Below are 24,966 nucleotides of genomic sequence, written 5' to 3' on the forward strand. Positions count from 1 at the left end.
TATTCCTAAAGCTCGTTAGGCGGATTCCTACCGAAGTTTCAGTCTATCAATGCGATATTCCGAGCGCTTGATATTTCTCAAAGGAATCAACCATTTCTCGCCAAATCTCACCTTGTTCTTTTTGGTATTTCTGCGTGCGCCATGGTTTCATGCCGCCTGGACCGCCGCGCGGGTGGCAGGTGCCGCCGCTTCACGCTGCCAGCCGCTTCTGGTAAAGTCACGCCCATGAGTAAATTATCCCTAGACCGCATCCTGCAATCGCAGGGTTTTGGCACCCGTAAATATTGTCGTTCCCTCATCGAGGATGGCGATGTCGTCATCGATGGCGTCACCCAGACCAATTACCGCACCACCGTCGAGACCGAAGGCTTGGTGCTGCACGTGTTCGAAGAAGAGTGGGTGTACCGCCAGCACCTGTACCTGGCGCTGAACAAGCCCGCCAACTTCGAATGCTCGCGCAAGCCCAGTCATCACCCTGGCGTGTTGACCTTGCTGCCGGAGCAATTCACCTGGCGCGAAGTCCAGCCCGTCGGCCGGCTCGACCACGATACGACCGGCATGCTGCTGATGTCCGACGATGGCCCGTTTATCCATGCACAATCGTCGCCGAAGCGGCACGTTCCCAAGATTTACCAGGCCACCACGCAAGAGCCCGTAACGGATGAGCTGGTGGCCCTGCTATTGGCTGGCGTGCAATTGCACGACGAGCCAGCCCCGCTGGCGGCCCTCGTCTGCGTCAAGCGCGGCGAGCACCAGCTGGAAATCGTGCTGGAACAGGGCAAGTACCACCAGGTCAAGCGCATGCTGGCCGCCGCCGGCAACCATTGCAGCGCGCTGCACCGTTCCGCCATCGGCAGCCTGACCCTGGAATCGCTGGGCATCGCCGAAGGCGAGTGGTGCTACCTCACGCCCGAGCAGATCGCGCTCCTGGCCTAGCCCCTTCCTGACCGCCAAAGCCGGGGATATCCCGGCTTTTTGGCGTCTTTAGTCTCCATTGCCTGCATTTGACGAAGTTTCCCGCACATGAAATTAGCTACCCTGAAGGATGGCACGCGCGACGGCCAGCTGGCTGTCGTCTCGCGCGACCTGAAAACGGCCCATCTGGCCGATGGCATCGCCTCGACCCTGCAAAAGGCGCTCGACGACTGGAGTTTCATCGCGCCCCAGCTCGATTTGCTGTACCAGACCATCAATAGCGGCCGCGGCCATCGCGCCTTCGAATTCGATCCCGCCAACTGCATGGCGCCCTTGCCGCGCAGCAGCCTGCGCGTGGCCGGCGCAGCCTACCTGCAGCAAATCGAGCGGGCCTGCAAGGCGGCGGGCAGCGAGGCGCCCGCCAATCTGCGCGATGCGCCGCGCCTGTACCAGGGCGCCAGCGACGATTTCCTGGGCGCCCAGGACGAGATCGTGCTGGCGCACGAGCAGTGGGGCATCGACTACGAAGCGGGCATCGCCGCCATCACGGACGACGTGGCCATGGGATCGACGCCGGACCAGGCGCACCTGAACATCAAGCTGTTGATGCTGGTCAACGACATCACCTTGCGCAACCTGGCGCCGGACGAGCAGGCGAGTGGTTATGGTTTCCTGCAGGCGAAACCGGCCATGGCTTGCTCTCCTGTCGCCATCACGCCCGACGAGCTGGGGGACGCCTGGCGCGGCGGCAAGGTGCATTACGCGCTGCGCTGCAGCCTGAACGGCAAGTTGACGGGCCAGCCCCACGCGGGCGCCGACATGGCGTTCAATTACCCGCAATTGCTCGCCCACCTGTGCCAGACGCGCAACGCGCGCGCCGGCAGCGTGGTCAGCGCGGGCGGGGTCGCCAACAAGGAAGTCAAGAAGGGATTTTCCAGTATTTTTGAACGACGTAACCAGGAGATGATCGCCGATGGCGTCGCCAGCACGCCATTCCTGTTGTTTGGCGACGTGGTCCGGCTGGAAATGCTGGGCGATGACGGTAAATCCCTGTTCGGCGCCATCGAACAGACCGTGAAACAGGCCGAGGCGCGCAAGTCCCGCTAAGGTTACTGGGGAGCAAAGGAAAAGCAGGGGATTCGCCCTCCTTTTCCCTTGATGGCGTTGCGGTAATTGAACCGATAATGCCACATGCCCAGTCCGTATTGCGCCTAGCCAGGCTGCAGGACTTCACCGGAGTTGATTGATGTCGGAAGACAGCGACGCAGAAAAGACCGAAGCCGCGTCACCGAAGCGCCTCGAGCAGGCGCGTGAGGAAGGCGACGTTCCGCGATCGCGTGAAGTGGCTACGTTCACTGTGTTGATGGCGTCCGGCTGCTGCCTGTGGTTTGCCGGCGACGCCATCGTGCGGCGGTTGACGGCCGTCATGGTGTCCGGGCTGACCCTGGACCGGGAGCAGATACTCAATCCCGACGCGATGATGTTGCGCATCGGCTACGACGTGGGCTCGGTCCTGCTGACGTGCCTGCCGTACGCGCTGGCCATCATGCTCGTCGCCCTGGCTTCGCCCGTGCTGGTGGGCGGCTGGCTGTTCAGTTCCAAGGCGTTCACCCCCAATTTTGGCAAGCTCAACCCGATTCGCGGCCTGGGCAACATGTTTTCGAAGAATGCGCTGGTGGAGTTGCTCAAGGCCATCGCCAAAACCCTCGTCGTCGGCGTCGTCGCCTGGATGGTGATGCAGCATCAAAAGGACGCCGTGCTGGGCTTGTCGGTGGAATCCCTGCGCGCCGGCTCGGCCCATCTGATCAGTTTGCTGATCACGGCTTTCCTGCTGATCGTCGGCGCGCTGGGCCTGATCGCCGCCATCGACGGGCCGTACCAGATGTGGCACTACGCCAACAAGATGAAAATGTCCTTGCAGGAAGTCAAGCAAGAATCGAAGGAATCGGACGGCAATCCGCAGATCAAGGCGAAGATCCGCCAGATGCAGCATGAAATGTCGCGCCGCCGCATGATGGCCGACGTGCCGACGGCCGACGTGGTGGTGACCAATCCTACCCACTACGCGGTGGCCTTGAAGTATGGCGAGAATTCGCGCGGCGCGCCGCAGGTGGTGGCCAAGGGCGTCGACGAGGTGGCGGCGAAGATCCGCGAACTGGCCGGCGAACACAAGGTCGCCATCCTGGAAGCGCCGGCCCTGGCGCGCGCGCTGTACAAGCATACGGACATCGGCGACGAGATTCCCGAGGCGCTGTACGGCGCCGTGGCCGAAGTGCTGGCCTACGTGTTCCAGCTGCGCAGCTATGGCAAGGGCCAGGGCGAGCGTCCCGACAAGCCGAAGAAACTCGACGTGCCGCCCGAGCTCGACCCGCAGAATCCCGCCTCACAGACACCGCCCGCAGCCGGCGCAGAAGACAAGAATAAAGGAAGTACACCATGAACGGCCTGAGAATGCCAGCCTGGCTCAGCGGAATGGGTGGCAACGCCAGCAAGGGCATCGCCGCGCCTGTCATCATCATCATGCTGCTGGCGATGATGGTGCTGCCGCTGCCGGCCTTCATCCTCGACATCTTCTTCAGTTTTAATATCGCGCTGTCCATCATCGTGCTGCTGACGGCGCTGTACACGGTCAAGCCGCTCGACTTCATGGCGTTCCCGACCATCCTGCTCGTGTCGACCATGCTGCGCCTGTCGCTGAACGTGGCGTCCACGCGCGTGGTGTTGACGGAAGGCCATACGGGCGCCGACGCGGCCGGTAAGGTGATCGAGGCGTTCGGTCACTTCTTGATCGGCGGCAACTACACGGTCGGTATCGTCGTGTTTATCATTTTGACGATCATCAACTTTACGGTGGTGACCAAGGGTGCGGGCCGTATCGCCGAGGTGGGCGCCCGTTTCGCGCTGGACGCCATGCCGGGTAAACAGATGGCCATCGATGCCGACCTGAACGCGGGCCTGATCGGCGAAGACGAAGCGCGCCGCCGCCGCACGGAAGTGGCGCAGGAAGCGGAATTCTACGGCGCCATGGACGGCGCCAGCAAATACGTGCGCGGCGACGCCATCGCCGGCATCATGGTCACCGTCATCAATATCGTCGGCGGCTTGCTGGTGGGCTTGCTGCAGCACGACATGGGCTTTGCCGACGCGCTCAAGAACTACACCTTGCTGGCCATCGGTGACGGCCTGGTGGCGCAGATTCCTTCGCTGATCATTTCCACGGCGGCCGGTATCGTCGTCTCGCGCGTGGCCAGCGAACAGGACATCGGCACCCAACTGGTGGGGCAATTGTTTGCGAAACCGCAAGTGTTATATATTACCGCCGGCATCATCGGCGGCATGGGCTTGATTCCCGGCATGCCGAACATGGTCTTCATCCTGCTGGCTTCGCTGCTGGCCGGTTCCGCCTACCTGATCAGCAAGAAGCGCACGCAGGAAAAAGCGGCGGCCGAAAAGCCGGCCGAAGTGCCGCAAGCAACCGTGGCGCCCGAGCAGGAAGAAGCCAGCTGGCAAGACATCATGCCCGTCGATACCCTGGGCCTGGAAGTGGGCTACCGTTTGATCCCCCTGGTCGACAAGACGCAGGGTGGCGAATTGCTCAAGCGCATCAAGGGCATCCGCAAGAAATTTGCCCAGGAAGTGGGTTTCCTGGCGCCGCCCGTACATATCCGCGATAACCTGGAACTCAAGCCGTCCGCCTACCGCATCACCCTCAAGGGCGTGGAAGTGGGCGTGGGCGAAGCGTTCAACGGCCAGTTCCTGGCGATTAATCCCGGCATGGCCAGCGGCACCTTGCCCGGCCTGGCCACGAACGACCCCGCCTTCGGCCTGCCCGCCACCTGGATCGACGCGAGCCTGCGCGACCAGGCCCAGTCGATGGGCTACACGGTGGTCGATGCAGGCACCGTGGTGGCCACGCACCTGAACCACCTGATCACCTCGCACGCTTCCGAGCTGCTGGGCCGCGCGGAAGTGCAATCGCTGCTCGACCACCTGGGCAAGGAGTCGCCGCGCCTGGTGGAAGACCTGGTGCCGAAGATGCTGTCCTTGTCGACCTTGCAAAAGGTGCTGCAGAACCTGCTGGCCGAGGGCGTGCACATCCGCGACATGCGCACCATCATCGAAACCCTGGCCGAGCATACGGTCAGCACGCAAGACCCGAACGACCTGACGGCGCTGGTGCGCGTGGCCCTGGGCCGCGCCATCGTGCAGCAATTGTTCCCCGGCTCGGCCGAACTGTCCGTGATGACCCTCGACAGCCGCCTGGAGCGGCTGCTGATGCAGGCGATGGGCAATGGCGGCGACGGCGCCGGCATCGAGCCGGGCCTGGCCGACACCATCGCGCACCAGGCAGGGCTGGCCGCGCAGCAGCAGGAAGCGCTGGGCCTGACGCCCGTGCTGCTGGTGCCGGCGCCGCTGCGCGCCTTGCTGTCGCGTTTCCTGCGCCGCGCCTTGCCGCAGCTCAAAGTGCTGTCGCATGCGGAAGTGCCGGAAACCAAGACCATCCGCGTCACGGCGCTGGTGGGGGCGCAGTAGTTGGCAGCATTAGTACCGGGGTCAGACCCGCCGGGTCTGACCCCAGCCCTTGTCTTTGGTCAAATAAACATCAATTTCCTCTCGGCAAACTGAATAACGGGTACTTTCCCGTCCTGTTCCTTCGATCATTTCCTGTAAGCATCGCTAATAATGGAAACTGTCCGGGTGATCTGTGTCCATGTGGAAGACAGCACTCAAGCAACAGGAGTCGACGATGGTCACACAGTTCAGCCAATATTGCGCCACCCCCGCCCTGGGAGGCCGGTCATGAATGTGAAGAAATTTACGGGGGCCTCGTCGCGCGATGCGCTGCGCAAGGTGCGCGAAGCGCTGGGCCCCGATGCCGTGATCCTGTCGAACCGCCAGGCCGATGGCGTGGTGGAAATCCTCGCGCTGGCCAATGACGATGCCGCTTCGCTGGCCTCGCCGCCGGCCGCCTCCGAAATGGCCCAGCCCCGTCCCCAGTTGCAGACCCAGTTCGCCACGCCGCAGCGTCCGGCCGCCCCGGCCCAGCGCCCGGCCGCGCCACGTCCCGCCGCGCCGCGCCAGGCTGCCTCCGAGCCAGTGGACATGGCTCGCATGCAGCAGATGATGGCCAGCGCGCTGGCGCACGTCAAGGAAAACGCCGCCGCCGAGATGAGCGGCATGATGAATGAAATCCGCGCCATGCGCGGCATGATGGAAACCCAGCTGGCGGAAATCTCGTGGGGTTCGACGCAGCAGCGCGAGCCGCAAAAAGCCGTCGTGCTGCGCGAAATGCTGGCGGCCGGCTTCTCGGCCAGCCTGGCGCGCTACCTGATCGACAAGCTGCCGGCCGGCCTCGACGGCGCGCAAAGCATGCGCTGGATCAAGACGGTCCTGAGCCGTAACCTGAATACTGTGGCCAATGAAGACGCCATGCTGGAGCAGGGCGGCGTGTTTGCCCTCGTGGGCCCGACCGGCGTCGGCAAGACCACCAGCACGGCCAAGCTGGCGGCCCGCTGCGTGATGCGCCACGGTCCGGAAAAGCTGGCCCTGATCACCACCGATGCCTACCGTATCGGCGCGCACGAACAGCTGCGCATCTACGGCAAGATCCTCGGCGTGATGGTGCATTCCGTGAAGGACGAGGCGGACTTGCGCATCGCCCTGAAGGAATTGAAGAACAAGCACACGGTGCTGATCGATACGGTCGGCGTGAGCCAGCGCGACCAGATGGTCACGGAGCAGGTGGCCATGCTGTCGGGCGCCGGCGCCGATGTGAAACGCCTGCTGTGCCTGAACTCCACGGCGACCCAGGAAACCCTCAACGAAGTGGTGCGCGCCTACCAGGGCAGCGGCCTGGCCGGCTGCATCATGACCAAGCTCGATGAAGCGGCCTCGATCGGCAACGTGCTCGACGTGGTGATCCGCCAGAAGCTGAACCTGTTTTATGTGTCGAACGGCCAGCGCGTGCCGGAAGACCTGTACCTGGCCGACCGCGGCTACCTGATCGACCGCGCCTTCAAGCTCAAGCGCGATGCGGCGGCGACGCAGTTTTCCGATGCCGAACTGCCGCTCCTGATGGCGCAGGCGGCCGCCCGCAATAATGAAGCGCGCGGGGTGCACCTTGGCTAATTTCGATTTCGACCAGGCCGAAGGCTTGCGCCGCATGCTGGCCGGCCCGCAGCCGCGCGTCATGACGTTCCTCTCGGCCACGCCGCAGGACGACAAGGGCGCCATGCTGGTCAATCTGGGCGCGTCGCTCGTCTATGGCGGCAATGACGTGCTGCTGCTCGACGCCAGCGGCGGCAGCGATGGCGTGGCGGCGCGCCTGGGACTGGCGCACGGCGCCAGCCTGCGCGACGTGGCGCGCCAGCAGTGCGGCTTGAACCAGGTCATCCACCAGGTGCCGCAAGGCTTCGGCGTGGCCAGCCTGGGCGCGCGCAACCATTTGATGGACAGCATGGACTATGCGGGCGAGGACGAACTGCGCCGCCTGGGCAAGACGTTCGAGGTGCTGGCGCGCCAGAGCGGCATCGTGCTGGTCGACGGCGTCGTGGCAGACGAGGGCGATTGCTTCCCCGTGCCGCTGATGGCTTCGTCCGATATCGTCGTGCAAGTCTCGACCAGCGCCACCTCGATCAAGGCGGCGTACTGCCTGGTCAAGCGCCTGAGCCAGGAACTGGGACGCCGTCCGTTCGGCATTCTCGTCACCGGCGCTTCCGAATCCGAGGCAAAAGTGGTATACGATAATATGGCGCAGGCGGCGAGCCGCTACCTGGCCGTGAAGCTGACCTCGATGGGTTCGGTGCCTGCCGACGAGTATCTGCACCGCGCGGCGCGGCTGGGCCGCAGCGTGGTCGATGCGTTTCCGCTGGCGGGCGCGTCGGTGGCGTTTCGCGGACTGGCCGAGCGGCTGGCCCGTTCGGCGGCACCGGTGCTTGGCGGCACCTTGTACCAGACGGGGAGCCCGCACCAGTTCAGCGCCTGAATCGAACCGTAGCACCAGATAAGATGAGAAAACAATAAGCAGCCTATGTACACGGTCAAAGGGAAATCGAACAAGGACTATTTGCTGACGGAGCACATTCCGCTGGTGAAGCGTCTGGCGCACCATATGAAGGCGAAATTGCCGCCTTCGGTCGAGGTCGATGACCTGATCCAGGCCGGCATGATCGGCCTGCTCGATGCCATTAGCCGCTATGAAGAGACGCATGGCGCGCAGTTCGAGACGTATGCCGTGCTGCGCATCCGCGGCGCCATGCTCGACGAATTGCGCACCAGCGACTGGCTGCCGCGCAGCATGCGCCAGAACATGCGCAAGATCGAAGAGGCGATGAGCACCTTGCAGCAGCGCCTCGGCCATCCGCCGACGGAGTCGGAAGTGGCAAAGCTGCTGAAAATGTCGCTGGCCGACTACCAGGAAATGCTGGGCGACGGCGGCGGCCACCAGCTCGTGTACTACGAAGACTTTCATGACCCGGACGGCAATGACAGCTTCCTCGACCGCCACTGCGTGGACGAGGACAGCGACCCCTTGCGTTCCCTGCTCGATACCGATTTCCGGCAATCCGTGATCGATGCCATCGACGCGCTGCCACCACGCGAGAAAATACTCATGGGCCTGTATTACGAAGAAGAGCTGAACCTGAAGGAGATCGGCGCGGTGATGGGCGTGTCGGAATCGCGCGTCTCGCAGCTGCATACCCAGGCCGTCGCGCGCCTGCGCGCAACCTTGAGGGAGCAGGCGTGGACTGGTCCAGCGTAATCGGGCTGGCGCTGGCGCTGGCGGGCCTTTTGGTCGGCCAGGCACTGGAAGGCGGCAAGATGGCCTCCCTGCTGCAGCCGGCCGCCTTTGCCATCGTTGTCATCGGCACCTTCGGCGCCGTGCTGCTGCAAACGCGGCTGCGCACCTTCGTGCGCGGCCTGGAAATGCTGCGCTGGGTCTTCCTGCCGCCGGCCGACACGCGTGCCGCGCTGGCGCGCGACATCGGGCAGTGGAGCCTGACGGCGCGGCGCGATGGCCCGCTGGCGCTCGAGCGCCTGATGGAAAACACGGCCGACCGCTTCAACGCCAAGGGCTTGAGGATGATCGTCGACGGCATCGCGCCCGACAAGCTGCGCCAGCTGCTCGACGTGGAAATCTCCGCCTATGAAATGGCCGAACGCCAGGCCGTCAAGGTGTGGGAATCGGCGGCCGGCTATTCGCCGACCATCGGCATCCTGGGCGCCGTGCTGGGCCTGATCCACGTGATGGAAAACCTCACCGATCCGAGCAAGCTGGGCGGCGGCATCGCCGTGGCGTTTGTCTCGACGATTTATGGCGTCGGCCTGGCCAACCTGCTGTTCCTGCCGGTGGCGAATAAACTCAAGGCCATCGTTTCGCGCCGCGTGCTGCAATACGAAATCACGGCCGCCGTGCTGTACGACATCGCCACGGGCGACCATACGCGCATCATCGAAGAGCGCGTTTCCAGCCTCTTGCACGAGCACTGACCATGATGCGGCGCGCGCGCAGGAAGTATGACGAGGAACCGGACAACCAGGACCGCTGGCTGATCTCGTACGCCGACTTCATCACCCTGCTGTTCGCCTTCTTCGTTGTCATGTACGCGATTTCGCAAGTCAACGAAGGCAAGTACCGCGTCTTCCAGAATGCCATCGGCCAGGCCTTCAGCCTGGAAAAGGGCGCGCCGCCCATCATCATGGAAGCGCCGCAAGCCATTCCGTTGCCGAACCCGGCCCTGAAACGCCGCACGGAAGCCATCCGCCGCGAGCGAGAGCACATGACGCGCCTGGCGCAGGACCTGACCTCCACCCTGGCGCCGCTGGTGAAGGAAGGCAAGGTGCGGGTCACGCAGACGAGCCGCGGCGTGAGCGTGGAAATCAATGCCAGCGTGCTGTTCGACCCGGGCGCGGCGCGCCTGACGGTGGAATCGGACCAGGCCCTGCGCGCCGTCGCCGTGCTGCTCAAGGACGATACGCACGACGTGCAGGTGGAAGGGCATACGGACGTGCAGCCGATCAGTAATTCCAACTTTGCCTCGAACTGGGAATTGTCGGCCGCGCGCGCCAGCGCCGTGGTGCGCCTGTTCATCGCCAGCGGCGTCAAGGCGTCGCGCCTGACGGCCGTCGGCCACGCCGACAACATCCCCGTGGCGCCGAACGAAACGGCGGAAGGGCGCGCGCGCAACCGCCGGGTCGCCGTGACGATTTTGTCGGGCATCCCCGAAACGGTGACGGAAGTGCCGACGGCGCCGGTGGCACCTACGCCAGCCAACTGACGCTCGTCAACTGCGGGCTGCCGCTTGGTACAATCGCGCTTTCTTCCTCTTTTATCGTTCCCTCATGAAAAGCAGCTCCCTGGGCGGTCTCGTCTATTCCACCGAAACGGGCCGCATGTGTCCCGCCTGCCGCCAGCCGCTGGCGCAATGCGCATGCAAGGCGCAAGCCAAGGCGGCGCCCGCGGGCGATGGCGTGGTGCGCGTCTCGCGCCAGACCAAGGGCCGTGGCGGCAAGAGCGTCACCGTGGTCAAGGGTTTGCCGCTGGACGCCATGGCGCTGGCCCTGCTGGGCAAGCAGTTGCGCACGCAGTGCGGCTCGGGCGGCACGGTCAAGGATGGCGTGATCGAGGTGCAGGGCGACCATGTCGACGCCATCCTGGCCGCGCTGGTCAAACTGGGCCACCAGCCGAAAAAGGCCGGCGGCTGAGCGTGCGGAGGCGTGCGGCCCGCTGCCGCAGGCCTGTGGTAACGTGCATTTCCTTTTATGCGCCACCTCATCATGAATAGCAAACTGACCGGCATCGCCAGCGTCGCTGCCATCGCGGCGGTACTGGCGCTCGTGTACTGGCCCGCGCCCGACGCCGGCGCGCCGCAAGCGGATGCGGCTGCCGCCAGCGCGCCGGCGGGGCGCAGCCTGGCGTCGTATCTGAATATCGACGCCGCCCCCGTCGCCGATGCCGCGCCCGTTCCCGTGACCCTGGCGCGGCAGCTTGCGCGCCTGGCCGCCAGCGGCAGGGCGGAAGACGCGTATGCGGCGTTCAGCCTGATCGACGACTGCATCGTCTTCCAGCACGAAGGGCGCTTGCCGGGCATGGAATTCGAGCTGGGCCGCGAGATGACGGTGGAAGAAAAAGCCGCCCAGCAGCAGCTGTGCGCGGGCCTGACACAGCGCCAGCGCGAGGACCGGCTCGGCTACCTGGCCACCGCCGCCAAGGCGGGCGTGCCCGGTGCCGCCACCCTGTTCCTGTCGGAAGGCCCGTTCGGCGACCGCAGCGCGCTGCGCAACCGTCCCGACGATCCGCTGGTGCAGGCATGGAAGCGGCAAGCCATCGCCCAGCTGACGGCGCAGGCGGACGAGGCGGAACTGAGCAGCGTGGCTACCCTGATGATGGCGTACTTGCGCGATGGCGAGGTGGTGCGGAAGGATGCGCCGCAAGCGTATGGCTACCTGCTGGCCCTGCGCCAGGTCTACGACGATATCCTCGCGCCCGGCGTCACCAATCCGTACCAGGATGAGTACTGGCACTGGCTGCAGGCGGAGCTGACGCCGGAGCAGCAAGCCGCGGCCAGCGCCAGGGCACAAGCCATCGTGGCGAAATACCGCCAGCATGCGGGCCGTCCCGCGCACGGTTGAGCTGGCAAGGTCGCTGCGCCTTGCCGGGTTGCTGTTAACTAAGGGGGATTAGCCGATGACGACGCGCCGGCTGGCCGTGTTTGTCGTCGGTTGGCCGCTGGGACCGTAGAAATTGCCGCTTTGGGCCGGGGGGCGCATGGCGTTCAGGGCGCCTTGCGTATGTACCATATGCTTGTTGACGAGCAGGCTGTTCAGGCGGTTTTGTTCCTTGGCTTCGCGCGTCGTCTCGAGCAGGGCTTTCCACAGGGGCGCCGCTTCCGCTTCGCCCGCGCCCACCAGCCAGTCTTCCATGCCCGCTTCGGCCGCCATGAAACCGGCCGCCGCCAGCGCCTGGTGGCGTTGCGCCGCTAGCTGGCTCAATTGTCCTACGAGTGCCGTCTTGCGCACCGTGAGCTCCGTGATTGCATCGATGTCAGCCGCAACCAGATGCCGCTGTTCTTCTTTCATCAATGCCAGCAATGTGGTCATGAGCTGTTGCTCGTCGCGCAGGCTGGAAAACGGAGTCACTGATTGCATGAGGGAACCTATCTATTTCGTGAGTGCAGCAAGTCCTTGACCGTGTCGAGGAGACCGTCCGCCACTTTTTCTGAGTTGACCTGGAACTGGCCGTCGGCGATCGCCAGCTTGATGCGTTCGACTTTTTTCGTGTCGAACACGGCGCCGCTGCCGGCAGTTGCACTGGCCGCTAATGCCTGTCCTTGCGGCGACAGGCGTACATTGTCCGACGTTGTCGGTGTTGCCTGGGCTTTCTCGGCATTCCGGGCGCCCGAGGTACTCGCGGGCGCCACCGGCAGGCCGGGATTGCTTTTAATGGTGTTGTCGGTAATTTTCACAGCGTGATCCTCGTCTGGTCGAAGTCAAAAAACTCCGGGATATGTGTCATTATCGGCACCTTCTCCCGAAACTTTAGTGCGCCAGACCACAATATCGCTGTCCATCCGTGTTTAAAAGGCGACCTCCACCAAGCCGCCTGCGCGCGCCACGCCGCTGATCTGCTGGCCGCTCTGCGTGCGTACCTGCACCGTCTGGCCATCCCCGGCGCTGCCGATGGCGCGCCCTTCTGATGCCACCTGGAAACCATTGCCACTGGAAACCACGCGTACCAGCTGGCCTTGCATCACCACCGGCTTGCGGCGCAGGGTGTCGAGGCGCATCGGCGTGCCGGGTGGCAAGGAAATATTCGTGCTGGCACCCACCACCTGGGCCATGTCCGTGGCGATGCCTGCCGGCAATGCGGCCAGGTCGCCCTGCATCGTTACCAGCTGGCTGGCGTCGATGGCTTGCCCTTGCGCCAGCGGCACGGCGCTGGCCACGTAATCGCCGACGACGGCCACGTTCGCTTGCAGATAGATGGTCCAGTTGCTTGGCGCCGTGCAGCGTACGCCCACGGTGGTCTTGCCCCAGGCGCGCGCGCCCGGCGCCATGAACGCTTGCGGCGCGGGGCAGGCGGCCAGGTTCAGGCGCGGATCGACGGCGCCGACGGTCACCGTCACCTTGCCGGGCAAGCCGTTGCTTTGCACTTGCAGGAATTGTTCCACGCTGTTGCGCAGCGTTTCCGGCGTCTGGCGGCCGGCGTTTTGCGCCTGGGCCAGCAGTGGCAGGGAGGCAAGAGCGAAGAGGAAAGCAAGCGGTGTTTTCATGGTGATAGGCCTCTGGAATAGTGCCATGATAGTGCGCGCGGCCCCGTTCGAAGCGCCGATTAAGGGGTAAAAGTACGGTCTGATCCGGCGATGGTCTTGCTGGTGGGCGCCGTACTATGTTTCCTGTCATCACTAATCCGCCATCCTTCCGCCATCTCGGGCGCCAGTGGCAGATCTTTCCGGAGCCTGACATGATAGGGAAACTCGACGATTACATGCGCTTCAACGAGACGGCGCTGAGCCTGCGCTCGACGCGCCAGGAATTGCTCGCCTCGAATATCGCCAATGCCGACACGCCCAACTACAAGGCGCGCGATGTCGATTTCGCCGCCGCGCTGAAGGGCGCGATGGCGCGCAAGGATGGCGTGCCGCCGGCCCTGAAGGGCACGGCGCCGCAGCATATGCCGGGCAAGGGCGTGGCCGCGGCTGCGGGCGCAGCCGGCGGCGGCAAGGTCGAGACCCTGGCCGACGGCACGCCGCTGCTGTACCGCGCGCCGGCCCAGGGCGCCGTCGATGGCAATACGGTGGACATGGATCTCGAGCGCAACGCCTTTGCCGACAATGCCATCCGCTACGAGGCGGCCGTGACGTTCCTTAACTCGCAGATCAAGGGCATGCTGACGGCCATCCAGGGAGGACAATAATCATGTCGCTATTTAATATCTTCAATGTTTCCGGTTCGGCCATGAGCGCCCAGGCGCAGCGCCTGAACACGGTGGCCAGCAACCTGGCCAATGCCGACAGCGCCACCAGCGCCACGGGCGAAGCCTACCGCGCCAAGCAGGTGGTGTTCGAAGCCGTGCCCATGGCCAATGGCGCCACGGCCGTCAAGGTGCAGAAGGTGATCGAGGATCCGTCGCCGATGAAGCTGGTCTACGACCCGAAGAACCCGCTGGCCGACGAGAAGGGCTACGTCACCATGCCGAACGTGAATACGGTCGACGAGATGGTCAACATGCTGTCGGCTTCGCGCTCGTACCAGACCAACGTGGAAACCATGAACGCGGCCAAGTCGCTGCTCCTGAAAACCCTCACCATCGGCCAATAAGGCTGACTGATCATTATGGCAACCATCGATACCAATACCGCCGTCACCACCGACCTGATGGCGACGATGAATCCGAAGAAGAGCACGGCCGAGGCAGGCAGTGTCGAAGCGGAAACGAACAAATTCCTCACCTTGCTGGTCACCCAGCTGAAAAACCAGGATCCGATGAATCCGCTGGACAATGCGCAATTGACCAGCCAGCTGGCGCAATTGTCCACCGTGACGGGCGTCAACAAGCTCAACACGACCCTGGAAACGCTGAAGGCCAGCTACCAGCAAGCCGAATCGATGCAGGCGGCCAATATCATCGGCCATGGCGTGTTGACAGCGGGCAAGGATATCAACCTGAGCAAGAGCGCCGCGCTGCTGGGCGTGGACCTGGCCACGGCAGCCGACAAGGTCAAGGTCATCATCTACAAGGATGGCAAGGAAGTCCATTCCATCGACCTGGGCGCACAGGCGGCGGGCACCTTGCCGCTGGGCTGGAACGGTTCCACCGCCGATCTCGACAAGGATGGCAAGCCGGTCGTGCTGGCCGATGGCGCCTACACCTTCACGGTGGAAGCCACGCGCGGCGGTACCAAGCTCAAGGATGCAACGGCGCTGATGTTCGGTTCGGTCGCCAGCGTGTCGACGGGCGCGAATGGCGTGAAATTGAATGTCCCGGGCGTGGGCAGCATCACCATGGCCGACGTGAAACAGATTCTGTAAGCCGCTTCCCCTTAGCGTGACCCTCTACCCCTAATTTCTACCAGGAGAACACAATGTCTTTCCAACAAGGCCTGAGCGGCTTGAATGGCGCCGCCAAATCGCTGGACGTCATCGGCAACAACATCGCCAACTCGTCGACCGTGGGTTTCAAGCAGTCGCAGGCCCAGTTCGCCGACATTTATGCCAACTCGCTGTATGGCGTGGGCGGCAACCAGGCGGGGATCGGCGTGTCGGTCTCGCAAATCGCCCAGCAATTCAACCAGGGTAACCTGGAAACGTCGTCGAATCCCCTCGACATCGCCATCAATGGCGGCGGCTTCTTCCGTACCAGCGTCAACGGCGCCATCCAGTACTCGCGCAATGGCCAGTTCCAGGTCGACAAGAGCGGCTTCATCGTCAACGCCCAGCTGGCGCAGCTGACCGGCTATCCGGCCGACGTCAACGGCAAGATCGTCGCCGGCGCCGTCGTGCCCCTGCAGATCGACCAGTCGGACATGAAGCCCCAGGCAACGACCAAGGTCGACACGCAAGTCAACCTCAATTCGAACACGGCCATGCCGACCACGGTGCCGTTCAAGTCGACGGACGACACCTCGTACCACAAGCAGTTCCCCGTCGAAGTCTTCGATTCGCTGGGCAATTCCCACAACATGGCCAATTTCTATGTCAAGACGGGCACCAATACCTGGGATGTCTACTCGGCCATTGACGGCACGGAAGTAACCAGCATGAAGGTCGCGGCCGCCTTGCAGACGGACCCGGCCTCGCTGGCCGCGCGCGCCGCCTACCAGGCTGCCGCCACGGCCGTGCCGCTGGTGCCGGCCAATGTGACGACGGCCGCCGTCGCCTATGGCAATGCGGTCGGTGCCGCCGTCTCGGCCGCCGCCGCTGCCGCAGGCGCCACGCCGGCGCAACTGGCCGCCATCGCCGCCACCTACGGCAGTGCCGTGCCGAACGGCGTCAACTCGAGCCGCACGCCCGACCAGATCGACGCTGCCATCCGCGCCGTGACCGTGGTGCCAGCCGTCAAGACCGGTTCGCTGGTCTTCAACACGGTCGGCAGCCTGGACCGGGCCGCCATGCTGGCCCTGACGCCGCCGCAAACCTTGCCTGTCACCGTCAACCTGCCGATCTTCCCGGCCACGGGCGCGAATGCGACCCTGTCGGTCCAGGTCGACTTCACCAAGTCGACCCAGCTGGGCACCGCCACGGCGGAAAAGAAAACGGAAGCGGACGGCTACAAGGCGGGCCAGCTGAGCCAGTTCATCGTGGGTGACGACGGCGTCATCCAGGGCCAGTACAACAATGGCAAGACGCGCAGCCTGGGCCAGGTGGTGTTGAGCAACTTTGTCAACCCGAACGGTCTGGAGCCGCTGGGCAACAACGCCTGGGTGGAAAGTTCGGCCTCGGGCAAGCCCGTCACGGGCGAGCCCAAGACGGGCAACCTGGGCAACTTGCGCGCCTCGGCCGTGGAAGTGTCGAACGTCGACCTGACGGCGGAACTGGTCAACATGATCACGGCCCAGCGCGCCTACCAGGCGAATGCGCAGACTATCAAGACGCAGGATTCCGTTTTGCAGACCCTCGTCAACCTGCGTTAAGAGTAAGGGGAGCGGTTCTTTCGGACTGCTCCCGGCTTTCGTTTTGCACGGAGAAAACACATGGACCGTCTCATCTACACCGCCGGCTCGGGCGCCAAGCACATCCTGGACAAGCAGGCGACCACGGCGAATAACCTGGCGAACGCCACCAGCACGGGTTTCCGCGCCCAGCTCGACTCGTTCCGCGCCGTGCCCGTGGTGGCCGACGGCATGATGCCGACGCGCGCCTTTGTCGTCGATTCGACGGTCGGTTCCGATTTCACGCAAGGTCCGATGCAGCACACGGGCCGCGCGCTCGACGTGGCCGTGGAAAACGGCGGCTGGATCGCGGTGCAGTCGGCCGACGGTTCCGAAGCCTACACGCGCAATGGCGCCTTGAAACTCAATGAAAACGGCATGCTGCAAACGCAGGGCGGGCTGATGGTGCAAGGCGATACGGGCCCCATGGCGATTCCGCCCGGCGTGACTGTGGCCATCGCCAGCGATGGCACGGTGGGCACGATTTCCACCGACGTGCCGCCAGGCCCGTCGACGGTGCTGGGACGCATCAAGCTCGTCAACCCGCCTGAGCAGCAACTGGTGCGCGGCGATGATGGCCTGTTCCGCCTGAAGGATGGCACGGTGGCGCAAGCCGACCAGGCCGTCAAATTGACCACGGGCGCGCTGGAAGGCAGCAATGTCAGCCCCGTCGACTCCATGGTCAGCATGATCGCCCTGGCGCGCCAGTTCGAAACGCAAATGAGCTTGTTGAAGAATGCCGAGAATAACGCGGCGAAAGCCACCCAGATCCTCGCTTTGAATTGACGGGGGCCACCGCATAATGGTCACATAGAAATAGTCTACAGGGCTGGTTAGCGCTGTTATTGGAGAAAAATCATGATTCGTTCCCTTTGGATTGCCAAGACCGGCCTGGAAGCGCAGCAGACGCAGATGGACGTGATCGCCAATAACCTGGCCAACGTCAGCACCACGGGCTTCAAGAAGTCGCGTGCCGTGTTTGAAGACTTGCTCTACCAAAATGTGCGCCAGCCGGGCGCGCAATCGTCGCAGCAAACCCAGCTGCCATCGGGCTTGCAGATCGGCACCGGCGTGCGCACCGTGGCAACCGAACGCATCCATACGCAGGGCAATCCCCAGGCCTCGGGCAATTCGCGCGATGTGATGGTCAACGGCACCGGCTTTTTCCAGGTGCTGATGCCGGACGGCGCCACCGCCTACACGCGCGACGGCTCGTTCCAGACGGATGCCAACGGCCAGCTGGTGACGTCCGAAGGTTTTGTCATCCAGCCCGCCATCACCGTGCCGACCAATGCGCTGAGCCTGACCGTGGCGCGCGACGGCACTGTGTCCGTCACCTTGCCCGACACCGTTGCGCCATCGCAAATCGGCTCCCTGCAGCTGACCACCTTCGTCAATCCCGCCGGCCTGGAATCGAAGGGCGAAAACCTGTACATGGAAACGGGCGCTTCCGGCGTGGCGCAAACCAACACCCCGGGCACGAACGGTGCCGGCGTGCTGATGCAAGGCTATATCGAGACATCGAACGTCAACGTGGCCGAAGAAATGGTCAACATGATCCAGACGCAGCGCGCCTACGAGATCAACAGCAAGGCCATCACCACATCCGATCAAATGCTGCAGAAATTGTCGCAACTTTAATTTTCATAGTCGTCATGCCATCCGCCGCCGGATGGCAGCGGAGGTTCGCCATGCAATACCCCATCATCGCTTTGTTCTCTGCAGTCCTGCTGTCCGGCTGCGCCATCACGCCTACGTCCATCGTGCAATATCCGACCAGCACGCGCGCGCCGATGCCGGAACCGGTGGTCGTCAACAACGGCTCCATCTACCAGCCGTCGACCTACCGTCCCGCCTTCGAAGACCGCCGCGCGCGCCACGTGGGCGACACCATGACGATCGCCATCACCGAGCGCACGAATGCCGTCAAGGCGGGCGCCAGTTCCGGCAACAAGTCGGGCAGCGTGGGCTTCAGCACGCCGGGCATGCTGCAGGGCCGCCTGGGCGGCACCGTGGCGGCAAATGGCGCGACGAAATTTGCCGATGGCGACAACCAGTCCGCCAGCAACACGTTTTCCGGCGTGATCGGCGTGACGGTCATTGAAGTGCTGCCGAATGGCAACCTGATCGTCGCAGGCGAAAAACAGATCGCCATGAACAAGGGCACGGAATTCATCCGCTTCTCGGGCATGGTCAATCCCGACACCATAGGCACGGGCAATGTCGTGCCATCGACCCAGGTGGCCGAAGCGCGCGTCGAATACCGCACCAACAGCCAGATCGACCGCGCCGAAATGGCCTCGATGGCGTCGCGCTTCTTCCTCAGCCTGCTGCCTTTCTGATCATGGCAACGTTGACCTTTCCCCGTTTTCTCGCCATCTGCGGCCTGGCTGCCTCGCTGCTGGCGCCCGTGGCGCAAGCCGAGCGCATCAAGGACCTGGCCAGCATCGCCGGCGTGCGGCAGAATCAGCTGATGGGCTATGGCCTCGTCGTCGGTCTCGACGGCAGCGGCGACCAGACCACGCAAACCCCATTTACCATCCAGAGCGTGGCGGCGATGCTGCAGCAGCAAGGCATCAACTTGCCACAAGGCACCAGTTTGCAGCTGAAAAACGTGGCCGCCGTGATGGTGACGACGGCCTTGCCCGCGTTTGCCCAGCCGGGCCAGTTGCTCGACGTGACGGTATCGTCGATGGGCAATGCGAAAAGCTTGCGCGGCGGCACCTTGCTGATGACGCCATTGAAGGGCGCCGATGGCCAGGTGTACGGCATGGCGCAGGGCAACGTGCTGGTGGGCGGCGTGGGCGCGCAGGCGGCAGGCAGTTCCGTCGTCATCAATCACCTGAGCGTGGGCCGCATCTCGGGCGGCGCTACCGTCGAGCGCAGCGTGCCTTCGGCCTTGGGCGCCAACAACACCATCCGCCTGGAATTGAATGCCACCGATTTCGCCACCGCCAGCCGCGTGGTCGACGCCATCAACAGCCGCTACGGCGCCGGCACGGCCGCCGCGCTCGACGGCCGCGTGATCCAGGTGCAGTCGCCCAGCGGCAGCGACCAGCGCGTGTCCTTCCTGGGCCAGCTGGAAAGCATCGAAGTCAATCCGGCCCGCCTGGCGGCCAAGGTCATCATGAATGCGCGCACCGGTTCCGTCGTGATGAACCAGTCCGTGACCCTGGAAACATGCGCCATTTCGCACGGCAACCTGTCCGTCACCATCAATGTCGAGCCGCAAGTGAGCCAGCCGGCGCCCTTGTCGGGCGGGCGCACGGTGGTCACGCAGACGGCGCAGATCGATATCAAGAAGGAACCGGGCAAAGTCATGCTGGTCAAGGGCGGCGCCTCGCTGTCCGACGTGGTCAAGGCCCTCAACGCCATCGGCGCCTCGCCGCAAGACTTGCTGGCCATCCTGCAGGCGATGAAAGCGGCCGGTTCGCTGCGCGCCGAACTCGAAATCATTTGATGGGCACGCCATGATCAGTCAAACCGACCTCAGCAATACCGCCGCCTATGACGTCAAGGGCATGGATGGCTTGCGCCAGTCCGCCAAGGCGAAGGATCCCGCCGCCCTGAAAGAGGCGGCCACGCAATTCGAAGCCATGTTCATCAACATGATGATGAAAAGCATGCGCGAAGCCACGCCGCAGGACGGCATCATGGATAGCCAGCAAAGCAAGATGTACACCTCGATGCTGGACCAGCAGACGAGCCAGAACCTGGCCAAGCGGGGCACGGGCCTGGCCGACGTGCTGATCCGCCAACTGTCGTCGTCGAACCAGGCGCTGGCCGCCGATGGCGCCGAAGCGCCGTCTCCCCGTTCATCGAGCATGGCGCAGGCGCTGGCCGCCTTCCGCCAGCAGCAGGGCGCCCTGACGGAAGGCGCCGGCAGCGCCGCCGCCAGCGGCAAGACCCTGAGCGACAAGGCCAACGCCACGCAGGCGCCGCACGTGCGCGCCTTCCAGGAAAAACTGGGCGTGCATGCGGAAGAAGCCAGCCGCGCCACCGGCATCCCGGCCAAGTTCATGCTGGGCCAGGCGGCGCTGGAAACGGGCTGGGGCAAGCGCGAAATCATCGCCCGCGACGGCAGCAGCAGCCACAACCTGTTCGGCATCAAGGCATCCAGCGACTGGAAGGGCAAGGTCACGGAAGCCGTCACCACGGAATATGTGAATGGCAAGGCGCAGCGCAAGGTGGAAAAATTCCGCGCCTATGACAGCTACGCGGACAGCTTCAAGGATTATGCACAGTTGATTACCAACAACAAACGCTACGAAAAAGTCCTGGCCAGCGCGGGCGACGCCAGCACGTTCGCCCACGGCTTGCAGAAAGCCGGTTATGCGACGGACCCGAATTACGCTGCCAAATTGACAAAAATCATTAAAAATTCTCTGGTCGGCTGACGCCCCGCCTTGCCCCCGTGCAAGCCGCGCGCTTCAAGTTTTCGCCGCGGCTGCCGTAAATACATTTGACGGTAACCAATAAGACACCATGACTTCGAATCTACTCAGCATCGGTAAGAGCGGTTTGCTTGCAGCGCAGGTGGGCCTGTCGACGACCGGGCATAACATCACCAATGCCAACGTGGACGGTTACAACCGCCAGGTGGTGCTGCAGCAGACGGCGCAGTTCAATAATGCCGGTTATGGCTTTGTTGGCAATGGTACCGAGGTATCGCAAGTCAAGCGCCAGTACGACGGTTTCATGGCGGCCCAGGTTAATGGCGCGCAGTCCGCCACCAGTTCGCTCGATGCGTATTACACGCAGATCAGCCAGATCGACAATATGCTGGCCGACCCCACGGCCGGGCTGTCGCCGGCGATGGCCGATTTCTTCAAGGGCGTGCAGGATTTCAGCTCGAATCCATCTTCCGTCTCGTCGCGCCAGGCATTGTTGTCGAGCGCAAATTCGCTGACGGCCCGTTTCCAGGGCCTCAGCGCGCGCCTGACGGAAATCGGCGACGGCGTCAATTCGCAGATCACCTCGAACGTCAAGGTGATCAACTCCTACGCCAAGCAGATCGCGGAACTCAATACGGCGATTACCAACCTCACCGTGAATGAAAGCAATCAGCCCAACGATTTGCTGGACCAGCGCGACCAGCTGATCACGGAGCTGAACAAATACGTCAAGGCAACTGTTCAGCCTGGCGCCGGCAACTCGATTACCGTCTCGATCGGCTCGGGCCAGCCGCTGGTGGTGGGCGACAAGAACTTTGAACTGGCCACCACGCCGTCGCCGACGGACCCGAACCGCCTGGACGTGGGCTATGTGACGGGCACTTCCGTCACCAAGCTGTCGGAAAGCTCCCTCAGCGGCGGTGCGCTGGGCGGCTTGCTGGAATTCCGCAGCGGAAGCCTGGACCGCATCCAGAATTCGCTGGGCAAGGTCGCCATCGCGCTGGCCTCCACCTTCAATGAGCAGCACAAGCTGGGCCAGGACTTGAATGGCGACATGGGGGGCGATTTCTTCAAGTTGCCCGATCCCGTCATCGGCGCCGACTACCGCAATAACGCAACCAGCACGACCGTGCTGTCGGCCAAGGTCAGCGATCCGACCAAGCTGACGGCCAGCGATTATGCCGTCAAGTATGACGGCGCCAATTATGTGGTGACGCGCCAGAGCGACGGCGCGAAAACGACCATCAACCCCTATCCGCAAACCGTGCCGCAAACCATCGACGGCGTGGATTTCTCGATCACGGGCGCGGCTGCCGAAGGCGACAACTTCATGGTCAGGCCGACCGCGCACGGCGCTTCCGACCTGGCCGTGGCGATTACCGACCGCAACAAGCTGGCCGCCGGCGCGCCGATCGCCACGGGCGCGCCCGTCAGCAACACGGGCAGCGGCAAGCTCGGCGCAGGTAGCGTGGACAAAGCGTATCTAACGCCGGGCAACGCCTTGACGGGTACCGTCACCTTGACGTACGACAAGGCGACCACTTCGCTGTCGGGTTTCCCCGCGGGCCAGGCCGTGACGGTGAAAGGCTTGAACGGCGCCACCACCACGTACCCGGCTGGCACGGCGAACATTCCGTACACGGAAGGCGACAGCTTCAGCTTTGGCGGCATCAACGTCAACATGACGGGCGCGCCCGCGCAGGGCGATAAATTCACCATCGCGCCGAACTCGGGCGGCGTGGGCGACAACCGCAATGCCTCCTTGCTGGCGGGCTTGCAGACGAAGAACATTCTCGATGGCGGCAAGGCCACGTTCCAGGGTTCGTACGCGGAAACCGTCAGCTATGTCGGCAACAAGACGCGCGAAGTACAAGTCAGCGGCCTGGCAAGTCTTGCGTTGTTGCAACAAACCAGCACGCAGCAGCAGGCCGTTTCCGGCGTCAATCTCGATGAAGAGGCGGCCAACCTGCTGCGCTACCAGCAAGCCTACCAGGCTTGCGGCAAGGTCATGCAGATCGCCAGTACCCTGTTCGACGTGGTCATCGGCCTCGGACGTTAATTATTCAAGCGGCGGCGCATAGCGCCCCGCCGCCATCAGGAAGGGCAGCATCATGCGCATCAGTACCAAAATGATCTATGACGCGGGCAGCACGCAGCTGAACAATCTGCAGGGCGCGTTGAACCGCACCCAGATGCAGCTGTCGGCGAATCGCCGCAACCTGACGCCGGCCGACGACCCGATCGCCTCGGCGCGCGCGCTGGAAGTGACGCAGTCGCAAACGATCAACACGCAATTCGTGACGAACCGCTCGAACGCCAAGAATTTCCTGTCGCAGGAAGAGCTGGCGCTGGCCAGCACCACCTCGCTGATCGCCGATGTGCAGCAACTGGTGCTGAAAGCTGGTAATCCGGCATTGAAGGATATCGACCGCCAGAGTCTGGCCACGGAGCTGAAAGGCCGCTTGACCGACCTGATGGGCATCGCCAACACGTCCGACAACGCGGGTGGCTACCTGTTTTCCGGCTACAAATCGACCACCCAGCCGTTCAGCCAGACGCCGGGCGGCGCCACCTATGTGGGCGACCAGGGCCAGCGCGAACTGCAAGTGGGCTCGGCGCGCTACCTGGCCACCAGCGACTCGGGCGCGACCGTATTCGAGAACAATTTGACGGGCAATGGCAAGTTCACCACGGCCGCCGATCCGGGCAACTTCACGCGCGGCGGCGCAGGCATCATTTCCGGCGGCACCGTCACCGATCCCACAAAATTGACGGGACACAAGTACACGATCGACTTCCAGGTGACGGGCACGGGCACGGATGCCAAGACGACCTATACCGTGACGGACGTGACCCTGGGCCAGACCATCCCGAATCCCGCCGTGCCGGTGGCCTATAAATCGGGCGACGCCATCAACTTTGACGGCCAGCAAGTCAATATCGCGGGCAAGCCGGCCGACCTGGACAAGTTCACCCTGGAGCCCAGCAGCAAGGAATCGATCTTTACCACGATTACCAACCTGATCGGCGCACTGGGCCAGCCGGCCACGGGCGACGCGGGGCAGGCGCGCCTGACGGCCAGCCTGAACGCGGCGCACGATCTGCTCGACACGGCCTACGACAACGTGCTGTCGGTGCGCGCGGAAGTCGGTTCGCGCCTGAAGGAGCTCGATACCCTCGACAGCGCCGGCGACGACCTCGACCTGCAATATGCGAGCACCCTGTCGGGCTTGCAGGATCTGGACATGGTGAAGGCGATTTCCCTGTTCAGCCAGCAGCAGATCACCCTGCAGGCGGCGCAAAAATCGTTCACCTCCATCTCGGGCTTGTCGCTGTTCAACTACATCAGCTAAGCGATCCGCATCGGATGAGCGGCAAGCCGGGGCAGGGAGGCCATCTCCCGCCCCGGCTTTTTTGCGTCCGCAAGATGGCCGTCTTGACAAGGTATGCAGTCAAACTGTGCAGTCTACCTGTCTATGTGTTATAGTAGGGGCTGTTGATCCACCACATGGCTAGCATGCGCACCCCACAAGAAAACCACGAACAAGTTCTGCAACTGGCCGGCGAATTGCGCATCCTGGTCGGCAAATTGCGCCGCCGCCTGCGCGAAGAGGCGCACCTGGGCGATGTCAGCATGTCGCAGGCATCCGTGCTCAGCCGCCTTGAACGCGACGGTCCCGCCACGGCCAGCAGCCTGGCGCGCGCCGAAGGCATGCGGCCCCAGTCGATGGCCGCCACCGTGCAAGCGTTGACGGAAGCGCAGATGGTGACGGGCTCGCCCGACCCGCTGGATGGCCGGCAAACCATCTTGACCTTGACGGACAGCTGCCGCGCCTGGATCGCGGCCAGCCGCGCCGCGCGCGAAGACTGGCTGGCGCGCACCATCGAAACCCGGCTCACGCCGGACGAAGTCACCGAACTGGACAAGGCGGTGGCATTACTCAAACGCTTGGCGGAGTGATCCGCTGAATTTTTCACCACGACCCCGGCAAGGAGCCCGCACGCCC

Annotated in this window: 26 protein-coding genes; 23 read left to right on the plus strand and 3 right to left on the minus strand. The window is 63.6% G+C overall.

Annotated features, from left to right (window positions below; translation table 11 throughout):
• Positions 1-225: 225 nt before the first annotated feature.
• The 11 genes from BLT98_RS13585 (at position 226) to BLT98_RS13635 (ending at position 11,547) form a co-directional block, all read left to right on the plus strand.
• Positions 226-936, plus strand: a complete 711-nt coding sequence (locus tag BLT98_RS13585; protein ID WP_092608473.1) for a pseudouridine synthase — start codon at positions 226-228, stop codon at positions 934-936.
• A gap of 87 nt (positions 937-1,023) precedes the next feature.
• Complete coding sequence (locus BLT98_RS13590; RefSeq protein WP_092608476.1) at positions 1,024-2,022, plus strand: fumarylacetoacetate hydrolase family protein; 999 nt, start codon at positions 1,024-1,026, stop codon at positions 2,020-2,022.
• Positions 2,023-2,161: 139 nt separating this feature from the next.
• Positions 2,162-3,355 carry a flagellar biosynthesis protein FlhB gene (flhB, locus tag BLT98_RS13595; RefSeq protein WP_092608479.1) on the plus strand — a complete coding sequence of 398 codons (1,194 nt, stop codon included), beginning with the start codon at positions 2,162-2,164 and terminating at the stop codon, positions 3,353-3,355.
• On the plus strand, positions 3,352-5,448 hold the full coding sequence (flhA, locus tag BLT98_RS13600) for a flagellar biosynthesis protein FlhA (protein WP_077407865.1): 2,097 nt from the start codon (positions 3,352-3,354) through the stop codon (positions 5,446-5,448). Before flhB ends, flhA begins: the two co-directional genes overlap by 4 nt.
• Positions 5,449-5,715: 267 nt before the next feature.
• Positions 5,716-7,044, plus strand: a complete 1,329-nt coding sequence (flhF, locus tag BLT98_RS13605) for a flagellar biosynthesis GTPase FlhF (RefSeq protein ID WP_034785293.1) — start codon at positions 5,716-5,718, stop codon at positions 7,042-7,044.
• Positions 7,037-7,900: a MinD/ParA family ATP-binding protein gene (locus BLT98_RS13610; protein ID WP_092608482.1), complete on the plus strand. Its 864-nt coding sequence runs from the start codon at positions 7,037-7,039 to the stop codon at positions 7,898-7,900. The genes flhF and BLT98_RS13610 overlap by 8 nt, the downstream gene beginning before the upstream one ends.
• A 45-nt stretch (positions 7,901-7,945) precedes the next feature.
• Positions 7,946-8,677 carry an RNA polymerase sigma factor FliA gene (locus BLT98_RS13615; RefSeq protein ID WP_010400804.1) on the plus strand — a complete coding sequence of 244 codons (732 nt, stop codon included), beginning with the start codon at positions 7,946-7,948 and terminating at the stop codon, positions 8,675-8,677.
• The gene (locus BLT98_RS13620; RefSeq protein ID WP_034785295.1) at positions 8,659-9,405 is read left to right on the plus strand and encodes a flagellar motor protein; all 747 of its coding nucleotides are present in this window, start codon (positions 8,659-8,661) and stop codon (positions 9,403-9,405) included. Before BLT98_RS13615 ends, BLT98_RS13620 begins: the two co-directional genes overlap by 19 nt.
• A 5-nt stretch (positions 9,406-9,410) precedes the next feature.
• The gene (gene motD / locus BLT98_RS13625; protein ID WP_092608733.1) at positions 9,411-10,193 is read left to right on the plus strand and encodes a flagellar motor protein MotD; all 783 of its coding nucleotides are present in this window, start codon (positions 9,411-9,413) and stop codon (positions 10,191-10,193) included.
• A 64-nt stretch (positions 10,194-10,257) separates the two neighbouring features.
• Positions 10,258-10,620: a translation initiation factor Sui1 gene (locus tag BLT98_RS13630; RefSeq protein WP_092608485.1), complete on the plus strand. Its 363-nt coding sequence runs from the start codon at positions 10,258-10,260 to the stop codon at positions 10,618-10,620.
• Between the two features lie 72 nt (positions 10,621-10,692).
• Positions 10,693-11,547: a hypothetical protein gene (locus BLT98_RS13635; protein WP_139179252.1), complete on the plus strand. Its 855-nt coding sequence runs from the start codon at positions 10,693-10,695 to the stop codon at positions 11,545-11,547.
• Positions 11,548-11,595: 48 nt separating this feature from the next.
• On the opposite strand, the gene BLT98_RS13640 is transcribed toward BLT98_RS13635, so the two are convergent.
• The 3 genes from BLT98_RS13640 to flgA all read right to left on the minus strand — a co-directional run bounded on the left by BLT98_RS13640 (position 11,596) and on the right by flgA (position 13,187).
• Positions 11,596-12,063, minus strand: coding sequence for a flagella synthesis protein FlgN (locus tag BLT98_RS13640; protein WP_034787165.1), 468 nt, complete (start codon positions 12,061-12,063; stop codon positions 11,596-11,598).
• Positions 12,064-12,071: 8 nt separating this feature from the next.
• Complete coding sequence (flgM, locus tag BLT98_RS13645; RefSeq protein WP_034787161.1) at positions 12,072-12,380, minus strand: flagellar biosynthesis anti-sigma factor FlgM; 309 nt, start codon at positions 12,378-12,380, stop codon at positions 12,072-12,074.
• Between the two features lie 111 nt (positions 12,381-12,491).
• Positions 12,492-13,187 carry a flagellar basal body P-ring formation chaperone FlgA gene (gene flgA / locus BLT98_RS13650; protein WP_092608491.1) on the minus strand — a complete coding sequence of 232 codons (696 nt, stop codon included), beginning with the start codon at positions 13,185-13,187 and terminating at the stop codon, positions 12,492-12,494.
• Positions 13,188-13,378: 191 nt separating this feature from the next.
• Between flgA and flgB the strand changes: the two genes are divergently transcribed.
• The 12 genes from flgB to BLT98_RS13710 all read left to right on the plus strand — a co-directional run bounded on the left by flgB (position 13,379) and on the right by BLT98_RS13710 (position 24,920).
• Positions 13,379-13,831, plus strand: coding sequence for a flagellar basal body rod protein FlgB (gene flgB / locus BLT98_RS13655; protein WP_034754084.1), 453 nt, complete (start codon positions 13,379-13,381; stop codon positions 13,829-13,831).
• A 2-nt stretch (positions 13,832-13,833) separates the two neighbouring features.
• A complete protein-coding gene (gene flgC / locus BLT98_RS13660) occupies positions 13,834-14,235 on the plus strand; it encodes a flagellar basal body rod protein FlgC (protein WP_034754081.1) in 402 nt (133 codons plus the stop codon).
• Between the two features lie 15 nt (positions 14,236-14,250).
• The gene (locus BLT98_RS13665) at positions 14,251-14,946 is read left to right on the plus strand and encodes a flagellar hook assembly protein FlgD (protein WP_034787157.1); all 696 of its coding nucleotides are present in this window, start codon (positions 14,251-14,253) and stop codon (positions 14,944-14,946) included.
• Between the two features lie 53 nt (positions 14,947-14,999).
• The gene (locus BLT98_RS13670) at positions 15,000-16,547 is read left to right on the plus strand and encodes a flagellar hook protein FlgE (RefSeq protein ID WP_070253726.1); all 1,548 of its coding nucleotides are present in this window, start codon (positions 15,000-15,002) and stop codon (positions 16,545-16,547) included.
• Positions 16,548-16,607: 60 nt separating this feature from the next.
• Complete coding sequence (locus tag BLT98_RS13675) at positions 16,608-17,351, plus strand: flagellar basal body rod protein FlgF (protein WP_070253727.1); 744 nt, start codon at positions 16,608-16,610, stop codon at positions 17,349-17,351.
• Between the two features lie 72 nt (positions 17,352-17,423).
• Complete coding sequence (gene flgG, locus BLT98_RS13680) at positions 17,424-18,206, plus strand: flagellar basal-body rod protein FlgG (RefSeq protein ID WP_034754070.1); 783 nt, start codon at positions 17,424-17,426, stop codon at positions 18,204-18,206.
• Between the two features lie 50 nt (positions 18,207-18,256).
• Positions 18,257-18,907 carry a flagellar basal body L-ring protein FlgH gene (locus BLT98_RS13685; RefSeq protein WP_034787150.1) on the plus strand — a complete coding sequence of 217 codons (651 nt, stop codon included), beginning with the start codon at positions 18,257-18,259 and terminating at the stop codon, positions 18,905-18,907.
• A 2-nt stretch (positions 18,908-18,909) separates the two neighbouring features.
• Complete coding sequence (locus BLT98_RS13690) at positions 18,910-20,025, plus strand: flagellar basal body P-ring protein FlgI (protein WP_034787148.1); 1,116 nt, start codon at positions 18,910-18,912, stop codon at positions 20,023-20,025.
• 10 nt (positions 20,026-20,035) lie between these two features.
• Complete coding sequence (flgJ, locus tag BLT98_RS13695; protein WP_070253729.1) at positions 20,036-20,962, plus strand: flagellar assembly peptidoglycan hydrolase FlgJ; 927 nt, start codon at positions 20,036-20,038, stop codon at positions 20,960-20,962.
• 88 nt (positions 20,963-21,050) lie between these two features.
• Entirely contained in the window at positions 21,051-23,018 is a 1,968-nt protein-coding gene (gene flgK / locus BLT98_RS13700) for a flagellar hook-associated protein FlgK (RefSeq protein WP_070253730.1), read from the plus strand.
• A gap of 52 nt (positions 23,019-23,070) precedes the next feature.
• Positions 23,071-24,312: a flagellar hook-associated protein FlgL gene (gene flgL / locus BLT98_RS13705; protein ID WP_170846374.1), complete on the plus strand. Its 1,242-nt coding sequence runs from the start codon at positions 23,071-23,073 to the stop codon at positions 24,310-24,312.
• A gap of 164 nt (positions 24,313-24,476) precedes the next feature.
• Positions 24,477-24,920 (plus strand): MarR family winged helix-turn-helix transcriptional regulator, encoded by a 444-nt coding sequence (locus BLT98_RS13710; protein WP_092608739.1) that lies wholly within the window; start codon positions 24,477-24,479, stop codon positions 24,918-24,920.
• Positions 24,921-24,966: the final 46 nt, after the last annotated feature.

Source organism: Janthinobacterium sp. YR213 (genome assembly GCF_900099875.1).
Lineage (GTDB): Bacteria > Pseudomonadota > Gammaproteobacteria > Burkholderiales > Burkholderiaceae_D > Janthinobacterium > Janthinobacterium lividum.

What these genes read in the sequence shown, in the direction of transcription:
- flhA (WP_077407865.1), top strand. Translation starts at nt 3,352, where the DNA reads ATGAACGGCCTGAGAATGCCAGCCTGGCTCAGCGGAATGGGTGGCAAC.
- BLT98_RS13630 (WP_092608485.1), top strand. Translation starts at nt 10,258, where the DNA reads ATGAAAAGCAGCTCCCTGGGCGGTCTCGTCTATTCCACCGAAACGGGC.
- flhF (WP_034785293.1), top strand. Translation starts at nt 5,716, where the DNA reads ATGAATGTGAAGAAATTTACGGGGGCCTCGTCGCGCGATGCGCTGCGC.
- BLT98_RS13635 (WP_139179252.1), top strand. Translation starts at nt 10,693, where the DNA reads ATGAATAGCAAACTGACCGGCATCGCCAGCGTCGCTGCCATCGCGGCG.
- flgA (WP_092608491.1), bottom strand. Translation starts at nt 13,187, where the DNA reads ATGAAAACACCGCTTGCTTTCCTCTTCGCTCTTGCCTCCCTGCCACTG.
- BLT98_RS13590 (WP_092608476.1), top strand. Translation starts at nt 1,024, where the DNA reads ATGAAATTAGCTACCCTGAAGGATGGCACGCGCGACGGCCAGCTGGCT.
- BLT98_RS13670 (WP_070253726.1), top strand. Translation starts at nt 15,000, where the DNA reads ATGTCTTTCCAACAAGGCCTGAGCGGCTTGAATGGCGCCGCCAAATCG.
- flgL (WP_170846374.1), top strand. Translation starts at nt 23,071, where the DNA reads ATGCGCATCAGTACCAAAATGATCTATGACGCGGGCAGCACGCAGCTG.
- BLT98_RS13585 (WP_092608473.1), top strand. Translation starts at nt 226, where the DNA reads ATGAGTAAATTATCCCTAGACCGCATCCTGCAATCGCAGGGTTTTGGC.
- flgG (WP_034754070.1), top strand. Translation starts at nt 17,424, where the DNA reads ATGATTCGTTCCCTTTGGATTGCCAAGACCGGCCTGGAAGCGCAGCAG.
- flgJ (WP_070253729.1), top strand. Translation starts at nt 20,036, where the DNA reads ATGATCAGTCAAACCGACCTCAGCAATACCGCCGCCTATGACGTCAAG.
- flgB (WP_034754084.1), top strand. Translation starts at nt 13,379, where the DNA reads ATGATAGGGAAACTCGACGATTACATGCGCTTCAACGAGACGGCGCTG.
- BLT98_RS13665 (WP_034787157.1), top strand. Translation starts at nt 14,251, where the DNA reads ATGGCAACCATCGATACCAATACCGCCGTCACCACCGACCTGATGGCG.
- flgK (WP_070253730.1), top strand. Translation starts at nt 21,051, where the DNA reads ATGACTTCGAATCTACTCAGCATCGGTAAGAGCGGTTTGCTTGCAGCG.
- flgC (WP_034754081.1), top strand. Translation starts at nt 13,834, where the DNA reads ATGTCGCTATTTAATATCTTCAATGTTTCCGGTTCGGCCATGAGCGCC.
- BLT98_RS13615 (WP_010400804.1), top strand. Translation starts at nt 7,946, where the DNA reads ATGTACACGGTCAAAGGGAAATCGAACAAGGACTATTTGCTGACGGAG.
- BLT98_RS13685 (WP_034787150.1), top strand. Translation starts at nt 18,257, where the DNA reads ATGCAATACCCCATCATCGCTTTGTTCTCTGCAGTCCTGCTGTCCGGC.
- flhB (WP_092608479.1), top strand. Translation starts at nt 2,162, where the DNA reads ATGTCGGAAGACAGCGACGCAGAAAAGACCGAAGCCGCGTCACCGAAG.
- BLT98_RS13710 (WP_092608739.1), top strand. Translation starts at nt 24,477, where the DNA reads ATGCGCACCCCACAAGAAAACCACGAACAAGTTCTGCAACTGGCCGGC.
- motD (WP_092608733.1), top strand. Translation starts at nt 9,411, where the DNA reads ATGCGGCGCGCGCGCAGGAAGTATGACGAGGAACCGGACAACCAGGAC.
- BLT98_RS13675 (WP_070253727.1), top strand. Translation starts at nt 16,608, where the DNA reads ATGGACCGTCTCATCTACACCGCCGGCTCGGGCGCCAAGCACATCCTG.
- BLT98_RS13690 (WP_034787148.1), top strand. Translation starts at nt 18,910, where the DNA reads ATGGCAACGTTGACCTTTCCCCGTTTTCTCGCCATCTGCGGCCTGGCT.
- BLT98_RS13640 (WP_034787165.1), bottom strand. Translation starts at nt 12,063, where the DNA reads ATGCAATCAGTGACTCCGTTTTCCAGCCTGCGCGACGAGCAACAGCTC.